Source organism: Arthrobacter cheniae (assembly GCF_003602275.1).
GTDB classification, from domain to species: Bacteria; Actinomycetota; Actinomycetes; order Actinomycetales; family Micrococcaceae; genus Arthrobacter_D; species Arthrobacter_D cheniae.
The window spans coordinates 175,205-192,659 of the sequence record NZ_QZVT01000001.1; the positions used below are offsets into that span (position 1 = coordinate 175,205).

Annotated in this window: 17 protein-coding genes and 1 tRNA gene; 8 read left to right on the plus strand and 10 right to left on the minus strand. The window is 67.6% G+C overall.

Annotated features, from left to right (window positions below; genetic code table 11):
- Positions 1–62: 62 nt before the first annotated feature.
- From D6T63_RS00900 to D6T63_RS00915, 4 genes are read right to left on the minus strand one after another with little or no spacing between them, the layout of a single operon-like run.
- On the minus strand, positions 63–719 hold the full coding sequence (locus tag D6T63_RS00900; RefSeq protein WP_120147144.1) for an MOSC domain-containing protein: 657 nt from the start codon (positions 717–719) through the stop codon (positions 63–65).
- A 48-nt stretch (positions 720–767) separates the two neighbouring features.
- Entirely contained in the window at positions 768–1,442 is a 675-nt protein-coding gene (locus D6T63_RS00905) for a response regulator (protein WP_120147145.1), read from the minus strand.
- Entirely contained in the window at positions 1,439–2,995 is a 1,557-nt protein-coding gene (locus D6T63_RS00910; RefSeq protein WP_182976825.1) for an ATP-binding protein, read from the minus strand. Before D6T63_RS00910 ends, D6T63_RS00905 begins: the two co-directional genes overlap by 4 nt.
- Entirely contained in the window at positions 2,995–4,332 is a 1,338-nt protein-coding gene (locus D6T63_RS00915) for a glycosyltransferase 87 family protein (RefSeq protein WP_120147147.1), read from the minus strand. The genes D6T63_RS00910 and D6T63_RS00915 overlap by 1 nt, the downstream gene beginning before the upstream one ends.
- A 147-nt stretch (positions 4,333–4,479) precedes the next feature.
- On the opposite strand from D6T63_RS00915, the gene D6T63_RS00920 reads away from it, so the two are divergent.
- Positions 4,480–5,679, plus strand: a complete 1,200-nt coding sequence (locus D6T63_RS00920; RefSeq protein WP_120147148.1) for an amidohydrolase — start codon at positions 4,480–4,482, stop codon at positions 5,677–5,679.
- Positions 5,680–5,688: 9 nt separating this feature from the next.
- Positions 5,689–6,105 (plus strand): hypothetical protein, encoded by a 417-nt coding sequence (locus D6T63_RS00925; protein ID WP_120147149.1) that lies wholly within the window; start codon positions 5,689–5,691, stop codon positions 6,103–6,105.
- Positions 6,106–6,427: 322 nt separating this feature from the next.
- Here the strand turns inward: D6T63_RS00925 and D6T63_RS00930 are convergent, their stop codons facing one another.
- Positions 6,428–7,591 carry a cystathionine gamma-synthase gene (locus D6T63_RS00930; protein WP_120147150.1) on the minus strand — a complete coding sequence of 388 codons (1,164 nt, stop codon included), beginning with the start codon at positions 7,589–7,591 and terminating at the stop codon, positions 6,428–6,430.
- 28 nt (positions 7,592–7,619) lie between these two features.
- Complete coding sequence (locus tag D6T63_RS00935) at positions 7,620–8,996, minus strand: cystathionine beta-synthase (RefSeq protein WP_120147151.1); 1,377 nt, start codon at positions 8,994–8,996, stop codon at positions 7,620–7,622.
- A gap of 189 nt (positions 8,997–9,185) precedes the next feature.
- Between D6T63_RS00935 and D6T63_RS00940 the strand changes: the two genes are divergently transcribed.
- The 3 genes from D6T63_RS00940 to D6T63_RS00950 all read left to right on the plus strand — a co-directional run bounded on the left by D6T63_RS00940 (position 9,186) and on the right by D6T63_RS00950 (position 11,670).
- Positions 9,186–10,274 (plus strand): tartrate dehydrogenase, encoded by a 1,089-nt coding sequence (locus tag D6T63_RS00940; RefSeq protein WP_120147152.1) that lies wholly within the window; start codon positions 9,186–9,188, stop codon positions 10,272–10,274.
- 74 nt (positions 10,275–10,348) lie between these two features.
- Complete coding sequence (locus D6T63_RS00945) at positions 10,349–11,323, plus strand: DNA-3-methyladenine glycosylase family protein (RefSeq protein ID WP_120147153.1); 975 nt, start codon at positions 10,349–10,351, stop codon at positions 11,321–11,323.
- A 56-nt stretch (positions 11,324–11,379) separates the two neighbouring features.
- Complete coding sequence (locus D6T63_RS00950; RefSeq protein ID WP_120147154.1) at positions 11,380–11,670, plus strand: putative quinol monooxygenase; 291 nt, start codon at positions 11,380–11,382, stop codon at positions 11,668–11,670.
- A 69-nt stretch (positions 11,671–11,739) separates the two neighbouring features.
- Here the strand turns inward: D6T63_RS00950 and trxA are convergent, their stop codons facing one another.
- Positions 11,740–12,123, minus strand: a complete 384-nt coding sequence (gene trxA / locus D6T63_RS00955) for a thioredoxin (RefSeq protein ID WP_120147155.1) — start codon at positions 12,121–12,123, stop codon at positions 11,740–11,742.
- 88 nt (positions 12,124–12,211) lie between these two features.
- Between trxA and D6T63_RS00960 the strand changes: the two genes are divergently transcribed.
- The gene (locus tag D6T63_RS00960) at positions 12,212–12,643 is read left to right on the plus strand and encodes a DUF1810 domain-containing protein (RefSeq protein ID WP_120147554.1); all 432 of its coding nucleotides are present in this window, start codon (positions 12,212–12,214) and stop codon (positions 12,641–12,643) included.
- A gap of 44 nt (positions 12,644–12,687) precedes the next feature.
- Here D6T63_RS00960 and D6T63_RS00965 read toward each other — a convergent pair whose 3' ends face one another.
- Positions 12,688–13,128, minus strand: coding sequence for a MarR family winged helix-turn-helix transcriptional regulator (locus tag D6T63_RS00965; RefSeq protein WP_120147156.1), 441 nt, complete (start codon positions 13,126–13,128; stop codon positions 12,688–12,690).
- Positions 13,129–13,224: 96 nt separating this feature from the next.
- Between D6T63_RS00965 and D6T63_RS00970 the strand changes: the two genes are divergently transcribed.
- Complete coding sequence (locus tag D6T63_RS00970) at positions 13,225–13,800, plus strand: DUF6314 family protein (RefSeq protein WP_147394277.1); 576 nt, start codon at positions 13,225–13,227, stop codon at positions 13,798–13,800.
- Here D6T63_RS00970 and D6T63_RS00975 read toward each other — a convergent pair.
- A complete protein-coding gene (locus tag D6T63_RS00975; protein WP_120147158.1) occupies positions 13,745–14,749 on the minus strand; it encodes an acyltransferase family protein in 1,005 nt (334 codons plus the stop codon). The genes D6T63_RS00970 and D6T63_RS00975 overlap by 56 nt on opposite strands.
- 325 nt (positions 14,750–15,074) lie before the next feature.
- Between D6T63_RS00975 and D6T63_RS00980 the strand changes: the two genes are divergently transcribed.
- Positions 15,075–17,180 carry an acyltransferase family protein gene (locus D6T63_RS00980; RefSeq protein WP_182976826.1) on the plus strand — a complete coding sequence of 702 codons (2,106 nt, stop codon included), beginning with the start codon at positions 15,075–15,077 and terminating at the stop codon, positions 17,178–17,180.
- 110 nt (positions 17,181–17,290) lie between these two features.
- Here the strand turns inward: D6T63_RS00980 and D6T63_RS00985 are convergent.
- Positions 17,291–17,372 (minus strand) — tRNA-Tyr (locus D6T63_RS00985).
- Positions 17,373–17,455: the final 83 nt, after the last annotated feature.

The window sequence follows — 17,455 nt, forward strand, 5'->3', positions numbered from 1 at the left end:
CTACGGCACTCCCATGCCGGTGCGATCCAGGAAGGGCAGTTCGGGAGGTGACCTTCGGCACGTCAGGCCGGGGCGGCCACCTTCAGCCCTTGTAGTGCGGACTTGCGCACCTGCGGCGTGAGGGTGAACTCCCCTGCCTCGGCGGAATCGAGCAGGCGCTGCGCCTGCCGGTCGTCGAGGCCCGCGTAGACCTGCGCCGCGGAGACGCCGTGCCCCGGGACTCCGGTCACGCGAATCTCATCGCCGGCGCGGATGCTGCCCTTGGTCACGACGCTGAGGTACGTGCCGACCCGGTTGGCCTCGGCGAACCTCCTGACCCAGGACCTCTCCCCCAGGTAGCGCGCGAAATTGACGCACGGCGTGCGCGGCATGGTCACCTCGAGCACCACCTGCTCACCGACCGCCCAGCGTTCGCCGATGACGGCGTTCGACGCGTCTATCCCGGCGACGCGAAGGTTCTCGCCGAACAGGCCCGGCGTCACCTCCCGTCCCAACTGCCGTGTCCAGAAATCCGCGTCCTCCTGGGAGTAGGCATAAAGGGCCTTCATGGGTCCGCCGTGGTGCTTCCTGCTCGCCTGGATGTCGCCGGTGAGGCCCAGCGGATGCACGTTCACCGGTCCCTCGACAGCACGCTTGTCGATCGCCGTGACACCGGTGGAGTCCTTCGTCGGCAGAAGTTCGTGCACGCGGCAGACAGCGAGGAGGCTTCCAGTGGTCATGGCGATCATCCTATGCGGCGCCCATTGCCGACGCGGTGTGCGGCCGGGTCAGGGCTCGAAGCGATAGCCCATCCCGCTCTCGGTGAGGAAATAGCGGGGCGCGCCGGGATCGGTCTCGAGTTTCTTGCGCAGCTGCGCCATGTACACGCGGAGGTACTGCACGTCCTTCGCGTACGCGGGACCCCAGACGTCGAGCAGGAGCTGTTGCTGCGAGACGAGCTGTCCGGGGTGGGCGATCAGCCTGTCCACGATCTTCCACTCGGTCGGCGTGAGCCTGATGTCCCGTCCGTCCCTGACGACACGCCGCGCGCCGGCGTCGAGCGTGAAGTCGGGCGTCACGATGACCGGTGCATCGACGTCGATTGCTGCCCGCCGTGCCGCCGCCCGCAATCGGGCCAGGAGTTCGTCGAGGCCGAAGGGCTTCGTCACGTAGTCGTCCGCGCCGGCGTCGAGCGCGTCCACCTTGTCCTGCGAGCCGTGTCTGGCCGACAGCACGATGATGTGCACCTGGGACCAGCCGCGAATCCTACGGATGACCTCCACGCCGTCGATGTCCGGCAGGCCCAGGTCCAGCACGATGATGTCCGGGTGATGCTCCGAGGCGGCGTCGAGCGCGGTCTCGCCGTCGACCGCCGTCACACACTGGTAGCCATGGGCGCGGAGGTTGATCTCCAGGGCGCGCAGGAGCTGCGGCTCGTCGTCGACCACCAGCACGCGGGTCACAGCTCCACGACCCCGGTCGAGATGGGAAGACGGATCACGAGCGTCAGGCCCCCGCCGGGTGTCTGTTCGGCGTCGAGCACTCCGCCCATAACCTCCGTGAACCCCTTGGCCACTGCCAGACCGAGTCCGACGCCCGCACCCGATGGTGCGTCATCGAGGCGCTGGAACGGACGGAACATGGCCTCGACATCGTCCCGCGAGACGCCGTGCCCGTGGTCGATGACGCGCAACTCGCTCGCAGGGAAACCCTTGATCAGCGCCCTGCCCGTTCCACCGACAGAGGCGGTGACCTCGATGGCAGCGTCAGGCGCATACCTCACCGCGTTCTCGACGATGTTTGCGATCACACGCTCCAGCAGGCCGGAATCCGCCTCGATCGCGGGCAGGTTCGGCGGGATGGTCACCTGCACCCGGTCTTGCGGCACATTGGCGAGTGCGGGCCCGACGACGTCGGTCCATTTCAGCGGTCGCACGTGCGGGTTCACGGCATCGCCCGTGATGCGTGACATGTCGAGGAGATTATTGACGAGCGCATCGAGCCGGTCGGAGTAGTCCTCGATGGTCTCGAGCAGCTCGTCCTCGTCCTCCTGCGAGAAGGTCACATCGGACTGCCGCAGGCTGCTCACTGCGAGCTTGATACCGGCCAGCGGCGTGCGCAGGTCGTGGGAGACCGAACGCAGGATAGCCGTGCGCATGACGTTGCCCTCGACGAGCCTCCTGTTGGTGCGCGTGCTGGCGAGTAGCTCCTGGCGCTGGAGCAGGGATCGGAGTTGGCCGGCGAAGGCCCGCAGCAGGCCGCGCTCGCGGGCAGAGAGCGGGTGTCCGTAGAGGGCCAGGGAGAAATCTCCGTCGATGGGCTCCGCCGCAGTGGCCTCGGCCAGGGCCCACCGGTCGGAGTCCATCATCGAGGAGGCTCCCGAGGTGCCGCGCTCGGCCGGTGTGGAGGAGGACGCTCCCCCGGGTAGCTGCGCCCTGACCGCGAGGGCCTTGCGTCCCACGGCGCTCCCATCGGGGGCTGCCGGCATCCCGCCGTCGTCCGGTCCCGTCCGTCCGAACAGGACCACCGCATCGACGTCGAACTGGATCTGGACGTGCCGCAGGAATCCCTGCAGGGTGTCCTCCTCCGCCAGGGCGCCACGGGCCAGCTCGCCGAGCAACGCCGCTTCCTGCTGGGCCATGGCCGCCTCCCGGGACCGGCGCGCCGACAGCCCGACCACGAGGGAGACCGTCACGGCGACGGCGATGAAGATCAGCACCGTCGCGACGTTCTCGGCCTCGGAGATCTCGAGGGAGCCGAAGGGTTCGGTCGAGGTGTAGTTCAGGATGATGCTGCTCCACAGGGCCGCCAGTAGCGCCGGCCAGAGCCCGCCGATCAGCGCGACGGCGATGACCCCCGCGATCTGGAAGAGGACGTCCACCGCGAGCAGCGAGCTGCCCACCGAGAAGACGGCCACCTCGAGCAGCGGCGGGAGGACGAGGGCGACGACGCACCCGGCGGCGACCCTCAGGCGGCCGACGGGAGCCACGAGGGTCCGCCGGGATGCGGTCACCATCAGGGGTTGCGGCTGCCGGTGCCGTGGACGACGTCGTCGACAGGGCTGTCCTGCCACGCATCCTCCGCGCCTGTCCGCGGGGCGACCTGTCCGGCGGCCGCGGACAGCGGTGCCAGGGTCCGGGACAGGAGGACCCAGAACACGGTGACGGCGAGCGCGCAGACCACGCCCGCGCTGGAGGCCATCAGCCATCCGGTGGTCAGCTGCGAGTTGAGGTCCTCGGCACCGAGCAGCAAGCCGATGGTCTTCGGCGAGTAGATGAAGACCAGGAGTGTGACGACGAAGAGAACTGCCGCCGTCGCCCGTAGTCCGCGCAGTTTCGCCGGCAGCCCTGCCGCCTGCCCCGCAAGGACTGCCAGGACCACGACGATCCAGACCCAGTGGTGGGACCACGAGATCGGGGAGATGAGGAGCATGAGCACAGCGGTCATGGCCATCGGCAGGAACCGGTCGCCGCGTTGCTTCGACGTGCGGATGATGTACGCCGTTGCCGCGACGAGCAGCAGGGAGACGAGCAGCCACGGGACGGTGGAGGGGAACCCGGGGCCCATGAAGTGGAGGATCGCGCCGCGGATCGACAGGTTGTCCACATACCCCTCGCCGCCGATGCGGCCCGTATCCCGAAGCATCTGAAGCCAGTACGTCGTCGACTCGGCGGGCAGGAGGAGGAACCCGAGGGCGATCGTGCCGAAGAAACCGCCCGCCATCGTGAAGAGCTGCTTCCACTCCCCGCGCACCAGGAAGTACAGCCCGAAGACCAGGGGCGTCAGCTTGACGCCGGCCGCAATGCCGGTGAGCAGTCCTGTGGGCATTCTGCGGTGAGGGCCCGAGAGCAGGTCGGCGGCGATCATCGCGAAGAGCAGGATGTTGACCTGGGAGAAGGCCATGGTCTCGCGCCACGGACCGAGCAGGCAGACGAGGCCGGTGCCGGCGATCGCCAGGGGTAGCGCGGACGGGTGGGCGACGACGTCGCGCACGCTGCGGAAACCGCCGAGGTAGCGCGTGACCAGCAATGACGTCACAGCGGCGACGAGAACGGACAGTCCGACGAAGAGGACGGCTCCCGTCTCGGCGCTGACGAGGGTCAGAACGGTGAAGGCGAGCGCGGCGAACGGCGGGTAGGTGAAGAGGAGCGAGCCCTCGCCCTCGCCGAAGGACCGCGTGTAGAGAGAGTCATCGCCGTCGACCACGGACTGTCCGCCCATCCGGTACACGCGGAAATCGAGGCCGATCACATCGGCCCAGGCATACGCCCACACCGCCAGCGCTGCGGCGACGACTACTGCGGCGACGAGGCCGAGCACCCGCAAAGCTGCCGGTGTACTGCGCTGACTCATGCTTGCCTTCCGGAGGTCCTGAGGTGGAGCCGGGCCCCCTCGAACCCGGGGAACGGCTCATCCAGTGTAGGCACGGCCCCCCTCGAAGCCGTTCGCAGGCGGATATGGTGGAAATCACCCCTCCCCCTGCGAAAGGCCGATCCACCGATGTCATCCTCCAGCGGCACCACCGCTCCCGTCACAGCCATCACGAACGCGCACGTCGTCCCGATCGACGGCGAACCGTTCGACGGCACCGTCATCGTCGAGGACGGCCGGATCACCGCGCTGGGCGCTTCCGTCGCCGTGCCCGACGCCGCCACCGTCATCGATGCCGGCGGCAAATGGCTGCTCCCCGGCTTCGTCGACGCGCATGTCCACCTCGGTACGCACGAAGAGGGTGAGGGCACTGCGGGCGACGACACCAACGAGATGACGCAACCGAACACGGCCGGCGTCCGGGCCATCGACGCCATCAACCCCTACGACCCCGGGTTCGACGACGCCCTCGCGGGTGGGGTGACCACGGTGAACGTCAATCCCGGGTCGGGCAACCCCATCGGCGGACTCGCCGTCGCCATCCACACCCACGGGCGCTACCTCGAGGAGATGGTGCTGCGCTCTCCCAGCGGCCTGAAGTCGGCGCTCGGCGAGAACCCGAAGCGCGTCTACGGAGGCAAGGACAAGATGCCGTCGACCCGCCTGGGCACGGCACTCGTGATCCGTGAAGCGTTCATGAAGGCCCAGAACTACATGGGCAAGGCCGACGAGAACGCGCGCGATCCTCACCTCGAGGCGCTCGCCATGGTGCTGCGCCGCGAGATCCCCTGGCGCCAGCACGCCCACCGCGCCGACGACATCGCGACAGCCATCCGCATCGCCGACGAGTTCGGGTACGACCTCGTGCTGGACCACGGAACCGAAGCTCACCTGCTCGGTGACGTCCTGGCGGAGCGCGGGATCCCCGTGCTGATCGGGCCCCTCTTCACCACGAAGTCCAAGGTGGAGCTGCGAGGCCGCTCGATCGCGAACCCCGGCAAGCTCGCGAAGGCCGGCGTCGAGATCTCGATCATCACGGACCACCCCGTCATCCCGATCAACTTCCTGGTGCACCAGGCCACCCTCGCGATCAAGGAGGGCCTGGACCGGGAGACCGCACTGCGCTCGATCACCATCAATCCCGCGAAGGTCCTCGGTCTCGCCGACCGCCTCGGCTCGCTCGCCGTCGGCAAGGACGCGGATCTGGTCCTGTGGAGCGGCGATCCCCTCGACGTCATGCAGCGCGCCCTGCAGGTCTGGATCGGCGGTGCCGAGGTCTACTCGTACGACACCGGGACGCACACCGCCACCGTCGCTCCACGGGGCTAGGTCATCCCCTTGGCGGGTCCCCTGCCGCGGCGGCCGTTCACGCTGCGCGCCGCTATCATCCTGTGGCTCGTGGTCTCGGTGCTGCTGGCCGTCGCGGCGGGCACCTTCGTCGCGTCGGCCGCCGCGCAGAACCTCGAGCGGGCCGGCCTCATCGGGCTCGGGGCGCTCTTCGGGGGGCTCGCGACCCTCCAGTTGCTCCTCCTGCTTCCGCTGCGTCGGGGCAGGCGGGGTGCCCGGGAACTGCTGAGCACCATCGGCATCATCGTGGGGGTGCCGATCATCGTGCGCGGGACGCCGGGGCTGTCCCTGATCGCGGGGGCCATGCTCGTCGCGGTGCTGCTCATGTGGTTGCCGCAGAGCAGCGACTACTTCCAGCTGACGCATCCCAAGGCCAGGAAGAAGTTCCGGCTCCCGGGGTCCCGTTAGCGCCCGGCTTCAGGGCATACATGATGCCGCAGCAGCCCGGCCGGCGCCGCCGCGGTCGCCGTCGTTCCCGGTTGTTGGCGCACCGCCGCGGTCGCCGTCGTTCCCGGTCCCTGGCGCGCCGCCGCGGTCGCCGTCGTTCCCGGTCCCTGGCGCGCCGCCGCGGTCGCCGTCGTTCCCGGATATTGGCGCCGAACCGCGTGTCGGGGCCCAACACGCCGACTGGATCCTGTGTCCCGGTCGGAACGCGGGAACGACGGCGGTCGCACGGGCCCGGACGCGCGAAAGGCCCCTCCGCAGGGAGGGGCCTTTCGTCGTCCAGGCCCTAGCGCAGGGAACCGATGGCTGTCTCGAGGTCGCCGATCAGGTCCTCGATGTCCTCGATGCCGACCGACAGCCGGATCAGGTTCTCGGGAACGGCGAGCTCCGTACCCTTGACGGACGCATGCGTCATGTCCGACGGGTAGTTCATCAGCGACTCGATGCCGCCCAGGGACTCCGCGAGGATGAAGACCTGCGTCGACTCCGCGACCTTCTTCGCCGCTTCCGCGCCGCCCTTGAACGTCGCGGAGATCATGCCGCCGAAATCCTTCATCTGCGCAGCTGCCAGGTCGTGGCCGGGGTGCTCGGGCAGACCGGGGTAGTACACGCGCTCCACCTCGTCCTGCTCCTGCAGCCAGCGGGCGATTGCCATCGCGTTCGACGAGTGGCGGTCCATGCGGACCCCGAGGGTCTTGAGCCCGCGCGTCGTCAGCCAGGCTTCCATCGGCGCAGACACGGCCCCGACCGCGAACTGGATGAAGCCGATCTTCTCGGCGAGCTCGTCGTCGTTCACGACTACGGCCCCGCCGCTGGCGTCAGAGTGCCCGCCGATGTACTTGGTCGTCGAGTGCACGACGACGTCGGCACCGAACGCGAGCGGCTGCTGCAGATAGGGCGACGCGAAGGTGTTGTCGACGACGAGCAGGGCACCGGCGTCGTGCGCGAGCTGGGCGGTGGCGGCGATGTCGGTGATCTTCATCATCGGGTTGGACGGTGTCTCGACCCACACCATCTTGGTGTTGTTGGCCACGATGGCAGCCTGGACCGCGGCGACATCGGCCATGTCGACGGCCGAGTTGGTGATACCCCACTGCGACAGGACGCGGTCGATCAGGCGGTAGGTCCCGCCGTACGCGTCGTTGCCGAGGACGATGTGATCCCCGGGACGCAGCGCGGCACGGATGAGTGCGTCCTCGGCGGCGAGGCCGGAGGAGAAACTGAAGGCGTGCTCGCCGCCCTCGAGGGCCGCGATCTGCGTCTGCAGCGAATCCCGCGTCGGGTTGGTGCCGCGCCCGTACTCGTAGCCGTTGCGCAGCTTGCCGATACCGTCCTGCGCGAACGTGGTGGTCTGGTACAGGGGCGGGATCACCGCTCCCGTCGTGGGGTCGGGGGTCTGGCCTGCGTGGACGGCTCGGGTGTTGAAGCCCTGGGCGTCAGAATGCGTCACGATGCTCCTGGAATGCGGATGAATGAGGTTACTTGCTCATGTATGTCAGCAAGTCGTGGCGCGTAAGAATTCCCACGGGCGACCCGACGAACGTCACCATCAGCGTGTCGCTGGCCTGGAGCCGCTCGCGCGCCGTGCCGATGGATTCGAGCGACCCGATGAGGGGCAGCCTCCCGTCCATGTGCTGGGAGATCTTGTCCGTCAGCTTCGCTTCGCCGTGGAAGATCTTTGCCGTCAGGGAACGCTCGTCGACCGATCCCAGCACCTCGCCCATCTTCACCGGAGGTTCCTGCGATAGCACCGGGATGCTGGAGACGCCGTACTCGTCCATGATCGAGATGACGTCGCGGACCGTCTCGGTCGGGTGAGTGTGCACCAGGTCCGGCATCGAGCCGCTCTTGGACCGGAGCACCTCGCCGACACTCGCGTCGTCGCCGCTGTCCATGAAGCCGTAGGACTTCATCCAGTCGTCGTTGAAGATCTTGCCCAGGTAACCGCGCCCGCCGTCGGGCAGGAGGACCACGACGACGTCGTCCGCTGTCAGGTCCTTCGCCACGCGCAGCGCTGCGACGACCGCCATCCCGCAGGAGCCGCCGACCAGCAGTCCTTCCTCGCGTGCGAGGCGCCGGGTCATCTCGAAGCTCTCCGCGTCGGTCACGGCGTGGATCTCGTCGGGGACGGCGGGGTCGTAGCTGTCGGGCCACATGTCCTCGCCGACGCCCTCCACGAAATAGGGACGCCCGGTTCCGCCGGAATAGATGGAGCCCTCGGGATCCGCACCGATGATGCGCACGGGGCCGCCCTCGCGGTCCGCGGAGACCTCCTTGAGGTAGCGACCGGTGCCGGTGATGGTACCGCCGGTTCCGACACCCGTGACGAAGTGCGTCACCTTCCCGTCGGTGTCGTTCCAGATCTCGGGACCCGTGGTCTCGTAATGGCTGAGCGGGCCGTTCTGGTTGGAGAACTGGTCCGGCTTGTAGGCGCCGGGAATCTCGCGGACCAGCCGGTCGGAGACGCCGTAGTAGGACTGCGGGCTGTCGGGGGCTACTGCGGTCGGGGTGACGACGACCTCGGCACCGTAGGCCTTGAGGACGTTCCGCTTGTCCTCGCCGACCTTGTCCGGCACCACGAAGACGCACTTGTAGCCGCGCTGCTGCGCGACGAGGGCGAGGCCGACGCCGGTGTTGCCGGAGGTCGGTTCGACGATGGTGCCGCCGGGCTTGATCTTTCCCTCGGCCTCGGCGGCGTCGAGGATCTTGGCCGCGATGCGGTCCTTCACCGATCCGCCCGGGTTGAGGTATTCGACCTTCGCGAGGATGGTGGCTGCGATGCCGTCGGTGACGGAGTTGAGCTTGACCAGCGGGGTGTTGCCTATCAGGTCAACGATGGAATTGGCGTACTTCATGGATACAAAGTTACCGGCTGCAGGCCCCACCTCCGTGCCGCCGTTACGCCGCGGGACGCGAACCGGGCCGCATCGGGGCTCCGCCGTACCCGGAGCATGCTTCCGGGAGCGGAACACACGGCGCTGGGCGCACGGCAGGTGAGCCTAGGCTTGGATCCGTACGCCGTCCGCCGACAAGGAGCATCAGCCATGACGAACACCTATCGCATCGCGGTCATCGCCGGGGACGGCATCGGCAAGGAGGTCATGCCGGAGGGTCTACGCGCGCTCCAGGCCGCCGCAGACCGTTACGGTTTCGCGGTGGACGCCGTCGAGTTCGACTACGCCAGCGCCGAGTACTACCTCGAGCACGGCCAGATGCTCCCCGACGGCTGGTTCGAGGAGCTGCGCACCTTCGACGCCATCTTCTTCGGTGCCGTCGGCTGGCCCGATGTCGTCCCCGATCACGTGTCCCTCTGGGGCAGCCTGCTCCAGTTCCGACGCCACTTCGACCAGTACGTGAACCTGCGCCCGGTGAGACTGCTCCCCGGCATCACGAGTCCGCTGGCGGGCCGGAAGCCGGGCGACGTCGACTTCTACGTGGTCCGCGAGAACACCGAGGGTGAGTACTCGAGCGTCGGCGGCCGGATGTTCGAGGGCACGGACCGCGAGACGGTCATCCAGGACACGGTGATGACGCGCACCGGGGTGGACCGGATCCTCCGCTACGCCTTCGAGCTGGCCCAGAAGCGCGGAGCCAGGCACCTCACCTCGGCGACGAAGAGCAACGGCATCTCCATCACCATGCCCTACTGGGACGAGCGCGTGGAGGCGATGGCGGCACACTACGACGACGTCCGCGTGGACAAGTTCCACATCGACATCCTGTGCGCGAACTTCGTGCTGCACCCGGACTGGTTCGATGTCGTCGTCGCCAGCAACCTCTTCGGCGACATCCTCTCCGATCTCGGTCCGGCCTGCACGGGGACGATCGGTGTTGCCCCGAGCGGCAATATCAACCCGGACCGCACCTTCCCGAGCCTTTTCGAACCGGTGCACGGCTCGGCGCCGGACATCGCCGGACAGGGCATCGCGAATCCCGTGGGGCAGATCTGGAGCGCCTCCATGATGCTGGACCACCTCGGCGAGGTGGAAGCTGCCGCTGGGATCCTTGCCGCGATCGAGTCGACCCTGGCGTCGGGCGGCGACGCGCTGACCCGCGACCTGGGCGGAACCGGCACGACGGCGTCGCTCGGCTCGACCATCGCCCGATCCATCGCCCGATCCATCGCGGGATAGACCGGGCCGCCACGCCCTGGGCGCCACGCCGCACCGGCCAGGAACCGGGGCCGTACCCGTGGCACCATGGATGAATGACCATCGCACCCGCCGTCGTGCCTTCGGGCGCGCATGCGACGGAGTGGATTCCCGACGGTCCCTACAATCTGGCAGGGACCGTCGGCACGTTGCAGTGCGGTGCGCACGACCCGTCCTTCATCGTCCAGGGACCCGATCACTGGCTGGCGTTCCGGACCGTCGACGGACCCGTCACGCTCCTCCTGCGCCAGCGCGGTCCCCTGAACGGAAGCAGGATCCACGCGACCGCCTGGGGTGCCGGCGCCGCCTCGGCCCTGGAATCACTGCCTCGCCTGCTCGGGGCCGACGATGACTGGAGCGCGTTCGACAGCCCCGAGGTCCGCGAATCCCTGCCCGAACTCGCGCGCAAGGGGAGGTACCTGAATCCGGGGCTGCGCCTGCCAGCCTCCGGCCGCATGCTCGACACCGTGGCCCGGGTGATCCTGGAGCAGAAGGTCACCGGTCTCGAGGCCAAGCGTGCCTGGCGCTACCTGCTGGCCCGCTACGGTGACCCGGCCCCGGGCGCCGGAGACATCGCACCCGCAGCGCTCCGCCTCCCGCCGACCGCCGAGCAGTGGCGCCGCGTCCCGTCCTGGGAGTGGCACAAAGCCGGCGTCGACTCGAAGCGGTCTGCGACCATCCTCAAGGCTGCCCACGTGGCCAGCGGCCTGGAACGCCTCTCCACCCAGCCCGGCGGCGACGCCGTCCGGGCGGGCCTGGGATCGATTCCGGGAATCGGCGTCTGGACGATCGCAGAGGTGGTGCAGCGCACCCACGGCTGCCCCGACTCCATCTCCGTCGGCGACTACCACCTCGCCGCCTACGTGGGGGCAGCCCTCACGGGACGGCGCACCGACGACGCCGGCATGATCGAACTGCTCGAGCCGTGGAAGGGCCAGCGACAGCGCGTCGTCCGTTCCCTCTACGCGAGCGGCTTCCGTAAGCCGACCTTCGGGCCTCGCCTCTCCCCCGAGGATCACCGAGCGCGCTGATCCCGCACCTACCCGACGATGCTGCCCACGGCCCGGCCCCCAACTAGGGTTGGAGGATGAGCCAGCCCGTAGACGTCACCGCAACATTCACCCCGCTCGACGGCGAGTTCTTCCGCGTGAAGCTCGCCCTCGACATCGCCATCGAACAGGTGGTGCAGGAGCCCGGCTGCATCAGGTACGCGATCACGGATGCGCAGGAGGACCGGATCATCCTCTCCGAGCAGTGGGAATCGACGGAACTCCTCGACGCCCACCTCCGTGGTGCGGCAGTCCAGGACCTCGGCGAATCCCTGAGCGCACTCCTGGCCGAGCCGGCCGACGTCATCCGCTCCGACCACGAGGCCTGACCCGCCTACCTGCCGCACGAGGGAAGCCCCGCACTCATCGAGTGCGGGGCTTCTCCAGTGGTGCTCCGGCTAGTCGGCGGCGGGCGCGGTGCCCTCGGCCTGCTGCGCGAGCTGCTCGTGGACGGCCTTCATGTCGAGGCCCTTCACGGCGTCGACGAGTTCGCCGAACTGCGTGGCGTTCAGGGCGCCGGGCTGCGAGAAGACGAGCACCTTGTCTCGGAAGGCCATGAGCGTGGGGATCGAGGTGATGCCCGCGGCCGCGGCGAGCGACTGCTCCGCCTCGGTATCCACCTTCGCGAAGGTGACATCGTCATGCTGCTGCGAGACGGCGTCGTACACGGGTGCGAACTGCTTGCACGGTCCGCACCATTCGGCCCAGAAGTCAACGAACACGATGTCGTTGCCCTCGATGGTTTCCGGAAAACTTGCCTCGGTGATATTGATTGTCGACATTCCTTAAGGCTAGCGAAAGCGGCAGAGCGTGTCAGGCCTGTTCGCTACCGAAGAAGTGTCCTCACCCGCACGGATGACGGAGGAATACGTGACCGACCCCCACGACCTGACGCGGTTCGTCGAGGCGCAGGACGCACACGGCACCTACCTGCAGGCACTCGCGGAACTGCGACGCGGGCACAAGACAGGGCACTGGATGTGGTTCGTCCTCCCGCAGGTCCGCGGGCTGGGCAGTAGTCCGACGTCGGTCCGGTTCGCGATCTCGTCGCTCGACGAGGCACGCGCCTACCTGGCCCACCCGGTACTCGGAGCCCGACTGATCGAGTGCGTCGACGCCCTCATCCAGCTGCCTGACAGTGATCCCGTCGCGGTGCTCGGGGGGATCGATGCCCGGAAGCTCCAGTCGTCCATGACCCTCTTCACCCATGCCGACCCGCAGGAGCCGCGATTCCGGACCGTGTTGGACCGCTACTACGCGGGCGCGGAGGACAGGGCGACGACGTCGCTCCTCGCCGGATGACGACGACGGCTGTGCCGCTCGGGCTCCCGGCCGGAACACCCCGGTCAGGCGGTCCGGCTCAGCTTTCCGATGACCGGCAGGGCGGCAGCGAGTAGGGCGCGGTCGTTGTCATCGAGGTGCGCCAGGAGTGCAGCGACGCGCTCATTGCGGCGCCGGCCGGCATCCTCCCACTCGGCGCGCCCCTTGTCCGTGAGCTTGACCAGGACGGCGCGGGAGTCGGTGGGGTCGGGCTGTCGGCTGACGAGTCCTGCCTGCTCCAGCTTGATGATCTGTTCGGTGGCCGACGGTACGCGGATGCCCAGGTTCGCGGCGACGCGGCTCACCCGCAGCGGTTCCTCGGCGACCATACTCAAGGTGCTCATCTGCATGGAGGTGATCTCGCCGTCCCCATCCATGGACCGGCTCAGGTAGACCGCGTGCCGCAGGGTGGTGCGGAAGGACTGCGCGAGGGCCAGCAGCCGCGGGTCCGTCGGTGGAAGACTCATGATTAGGCACCCTAACATTCGTCGTGCGGTGACGCCAAGATGCATGGCTCCGGATGCAGCGATAGCGTGGGAGGCACCGACGCCAGGGGGCAGGACATGCAGGACGCAGCCACACCGGATACCTTCATCGTCCCCACCGACGCCGGGGCGGCGAAACAGCAGGTGACCGCAATTCCACCCGTACTTCTGGGCGTCGAGGATCCCCTCCCGTTCCTGGCCGGACGATGGACGACGCACCGTCGGCTACTCGACCGCACCACCGGCATGACGGGGACGTTCACCGGGCTCACCACCTTCACTCCCGACGACGGCGGCCTGCGCTGGGACGAGCAGGGCACCGTGTCCTGGCCCTCCTTCGAAGGACCGGCCTTCCGCTCCTACCGCGTCCTGGGCGTGGGAGGTGCCGTGATCGACATACGTTTCATGGACGCCCGGCTGCTGTGTCGCCTCGACCTCGGTACCGGTGCGGCGCGGGACGAACACGATTGTTCCCCGGATACCTACCTCGTGGACTTCGCCGTGAGGTCGCGGAAACTGATCCACTACACCTGGGACGTGACCGGGCCCGCGAAGGACCTCCTGCTGACGACGACGCTCGAGCGCCGGTCTGAGGCAGCTACAGCGCCCGAGACCTCGGGGGGTGTGGGGCTCGGTCCCGTGGGCGGCGCTTGAGCACTGGCAGTTCGAACAACAGATTCACCGAGAGGTGATCCCGTGTCGAGTACAGCCAGGCCAGGCCGAGTGGAATTCCGATGCCGACCAGGAGCAGCAGCGGCAGCATGAACCACTCCCCTGCGAGCCCGACGGCGTCGGCGAGGGCGAGCGTGATCATGATCGGACCGAGGTGCGCCACGTAGAAGACGATCGAGTAGCGTCCGATGAACTCCAACGCGGCAGTCGCGCGACCGGCTCGAAGCAGCGGGAACACCCAGCACACGACGCCGAGGGCGCCCACCACTCCCCATGCGTACTCACCCCGGTAGAGCACATCGCGACCTGCGGCATTGAGGACCCCCACGGTGACGGCCGCAGCGGCCGCCAGCACCAGCACCCAGGGCTTGCTGATCGTGCGCTCGACCAGTCGCACGTGCTGCGTGCACCAGGCGCCGAAGAAGAAGAACCCGGCGAGGAAGACCATGGTCTCCGAGCGACTCGCGTCCGGCAGGACCAGCGACACCGCGAGCAGCACGAAGGACATCATCAGCGGCGGCACCCGCCGCAGCGGATAGGCGACCATGTAGAAGATCAGGATGAACCACAGGTACCAGAGGTAGGTCGGCGAGAGAAAGAAGACCTGTGCCAGGGTAGCGGGCCGGAGATCCCCGCTCGCCGCCAGGATGATGACCGACCACAGGACGTAGGGCCACGCCACCATGGAGATCTTGCCGGCGAAGTACTCGCGCCCCGACTTCGCGACCGACTGCGGCAGCAGCATCCCGGAGAGGAACATCAGGACGGGCATGCGGAAGGGCTCGAGGAAGAGGTTGACCTGGTCGACGCCCGCGGTCGGACCGACGGCGACGCGCAACGCCTCGCCTGCATGCAGCAGCACGACGAGCAGGATGGCGACGCCGCGCAGACTGTCGAGCCACCCTATGCGTGCAATGGTGGTACTGCTGATCGTGGCCCCCTGCTGTCGACGTTCACTTCACACATGCTTGCGGACACTTCGTTGCAGGACCCAGCCACGGATGGATCGACGTCGCCCCTTGATATCTCCGGACGAATGCTTTCCGAGTCTCCGGAGCCGACAGATCCACCTCCCGAACAGATCCGAAGGACTGCACCGGTGCTCGCCGCCGGCGGCTGACGGAGGTGCGTAGACGAATCCTCGACGATCGTCGAGGGCAGGCGACCGGGCTCCGCAGGCAGTGACTGCACAGAATGGGAGTTATTTTTGAGGGAAGCAGGACTGGAAGTTGCACCGTCTTTTGGGAGGTCCTCTGTTGGCCAGTGATGTGCTCGCCACCGCGACACGCACAACGGATGCAGTGCAGAAGTCGGTCCTCCGCGCCGATATCCAGGGCCTGCGCGCCCTGGCCGTCCTGGCGGTACTGCTCTACCACCTCGACGTGCCATTCCTGCCGGGAGGGTTCGTCGGCGTCGATGTCTTCTTCGTCATCTCCGGGTTCCTGATCACCGGGCTCCTGCTCAAACAACTCGTCGCGGAAGGACGGGTATCACTTCTCGGGTTCTACGCGCGTAGGGCCAGACGCTTGCTGCCTGCGGCAACCCTCGTCCTCGTTGCTACAGGCGCGATCACGGTTGCGGTCCTGCCGATCACCCGTTGGGGTTCCGTCGGGTGGGACATCATCGCTTCGGCGTCGTACGTCCAGAACTGGCGGCTGGCTACGGACTCGGTCGGCTACCTCACGAGCGACGTAGCTCCCGGGCCCCTGCAGCACTACTGGTCGCTGGGCGTGGAGGAGCAGTTCTACCTGGTCTGGCCCCTACTGATCATCGTGGCCGGCTGGCTCGGAACGAGGACGAGGCATCAGCGCGGGCAGATCGCCATCGAGAATCTGCGCCCCTGGCTGCTCATCGCACTCGCGCTTGTGCTCCTGCCGTCGCTCGCATGGTCGATGTACTACACGGCCGCAGCGCCAGAACCCGCCTACTTCGCCTCGACCACGCGTTTCTGGCAGCTTGCACTCGGCGCGCTCCTCGCCGTGGCGCACTCCCACCTGGAGAAGATACCCGGTCCTCTCGCGATGATCACGGGCTGGCTCGGGACGGCCGGCATCATCGGCTCCCTGGTGCTGATCGACGGGTCCGTCCCCTACCCGGGAGCTGCCGCCCTGCTTCCCACCCTCTCCACCGCCCTCGTGATCGCAGCAGGCGTCAAGCGGACCCCACTCGGACCTGAACTGGTCCTCGGCACCAGGCCGATGGTCTTCGTGGGGAACATCTCCTACTCCCTGTACCTCTGGCACTGGCCTGTCATCGTGTTCGCCACGGCGATGTTCCCGCAACCCCACTTCACCGGGAGCATCCTTATTCTCGGGCTTTCGATCGGCCTCGCGTACCTTACCTATCGGTACGTCGAGAAGCCCGTCAGCGGGTGGAGCGCCCTCAGTGACGCCCCCGGCCGGAGTCTCTGCGCCGCAGTCGCCCTCATGATCATCGGTGGCCTCACGGGCGGGATGCTCGTCAACGCGGTCCGCACCGAAGTGGACAGGGCGGAGATTCAGAGTCTTCAGCCGGAACCGCTGCTGACCGGAGCCATGACGCTCCCGCAAGAGCCCCGCTCGGCAGAGCCCGAACACCAGACCGCAGCAGAAGAGATCGTGCCCGCGCCCGTCGTCGCGGCCGAGGACTTCCCTTCGTGCGACTCGGCCAAGATCAGCGAAACCGAGGTCACGACCTGCGAATATGGCGACAAAGCGTCCGATCGCCACGTCGCACTCGTCGGTGACTCGCACGCGAAACAGTGGATCCCGGCGCTCGATCGCATCGCTCGCGACAGAGGCTGGAAACTGACGGCGTACATCCACGACGCTTGCCCCTTTGCGACCGGCGAACTCGAGCGGAAGGGCAGGGCCTACGTCACCTGCATGGACTGGAACGCGCAGATGCAGGACCTGCTGAGGAATGACGCCGAGCTCAGCCTGGTCGTCACCAGCAGCTATACGATGAGCGCCGGAATCGCCGGAGCGACGGATGACGTCGCTGCCATGGCGGAAGCGTTCCAGAGGTCCTGGCGCCCCTTCACCCAGCGCGGCGTCCCGGTCGCCGTCATCAGGGATACGCCGGCCCCTGATATCAACGTCCCTGATTGCGTCGCGGTGAATTCCACTTCCCTGACCAAGTGTTCCGTGCCGCGCAGGGAAGCGGCTGACGACAAAGGAGTCGCGCAACTGCGAGCAGCAGGGTCCCTTCCCGGAGTCACCTCGATCGATCTCAATCCCTTCATCTGTCCGGCCGAACAGTGCCCGCCCGTGATCGGCGACGTCCTCGTGTACCGGGATACCGATCATCTGACCGCTACATACGTGGAGTCGCTCGCCGACCGACTCGAGGCATCACTCGAGACGCTGGTCGCCGCCAGGTAGCTCAGCCACGGTTGCCTCGCGCTCGGAGGTGCGGCATGAGCCCGGAAGCTTAAACACAAGAGGCCGGTACAACCCCTATTTCTAGCGGATGTACCGGCCTCTCCTTGCTGTGGCAGATGAGGGATTCGAACCCCCGTAGGCGTTGCCAGCTGATTTACAGTCAGCCCCCTTTGGCCGCTCGGGTAATCTGCCGAACGTCTTCATAGGAAGACCGCCCGCAGCAAGCGCGGGCAAGACAACTTTACAGACAAACCGCTCCAGTGACGAATCGGGCG

Bases quoted from the DNA above. Each gene is read 5' to 3' on its own strand.
- D6T63_RS00900 (WP_120147144.1), bottom strand. From the start codon at position 719: ATGACCACTGGAAGCCTCCTCGCTGTCTGCCGCGTGCACGAACTTCTG.
- D6T63_RS00910 (WP_182976825.1), bottom strand. From the start codon at position 2,995: ATGGTGACCGCATCCCGGCGGACCCTCGTGGCTCCCGTCGGCCGCCTG.
- D6T63_RS00915 (WP_120147147.1), bottom strand. From the start codon at position 4,332: ATGAGTCAGCGCAGTACACCGGCAGCTTTGCGGGTGCTCGGCCTCGTC.
- D6T63_RS00920 (WP_120147148.1), top strand. From the start codon at position 4,480: ATGTCATCCTCCAGCGGCACCACCGCTCCCGTCACAGCCATCACGAAC.
- D6T63_RS00935 (WP_120147151.1), bottom strand. From the start codon at position 8,996: ATGAAGTACGCCAATTCCATCGTTGACCTGATAGGCAACACCCCGCTG.
- D6T63_RS00940 (WP_120147152.1), top strand. From the start codon at position 9,186: ATGACGAACACCTATCGCATCGCGGTCATCGCCGGGGACGGCATCGGC.
- D6T63_RS00945 (WP_120147153.1), top strand. From the start codon at position 10,349: ATGACCATCGCACCCGCCGTCGTGCCTTCGGGCGCGCATGCGACGGAG.
- D6T63_RS00950 (WP_120147154.1), top strand. From the start codon at position 11,380: ATGAGCCAGCCCGTAGACGTCACCGCAACATTCACCCCGCTCGACGGC.
- trxA (WP_120147155.1), bottom strand. From the start codon at position 12,123: ATGTCGACAATCAATATCACCGAGGCAAGTTTTCCGGAAACCATCGAG.
- D6T63_RS00965 (WP_120147156.1), bottom strand. From the start codon at position 13,128: ATGAGTCTTCCACCGACGGACCCGCGGCTGCTGGCCCTCGCGCAGTCC.
- D6T63_RS00970 (WP_147394277.1), top strand. From the start codon at position 13,225: ATGCAGGACGCAGCCACACCGGATACCTTCATCGTCCCCACCGACGCC.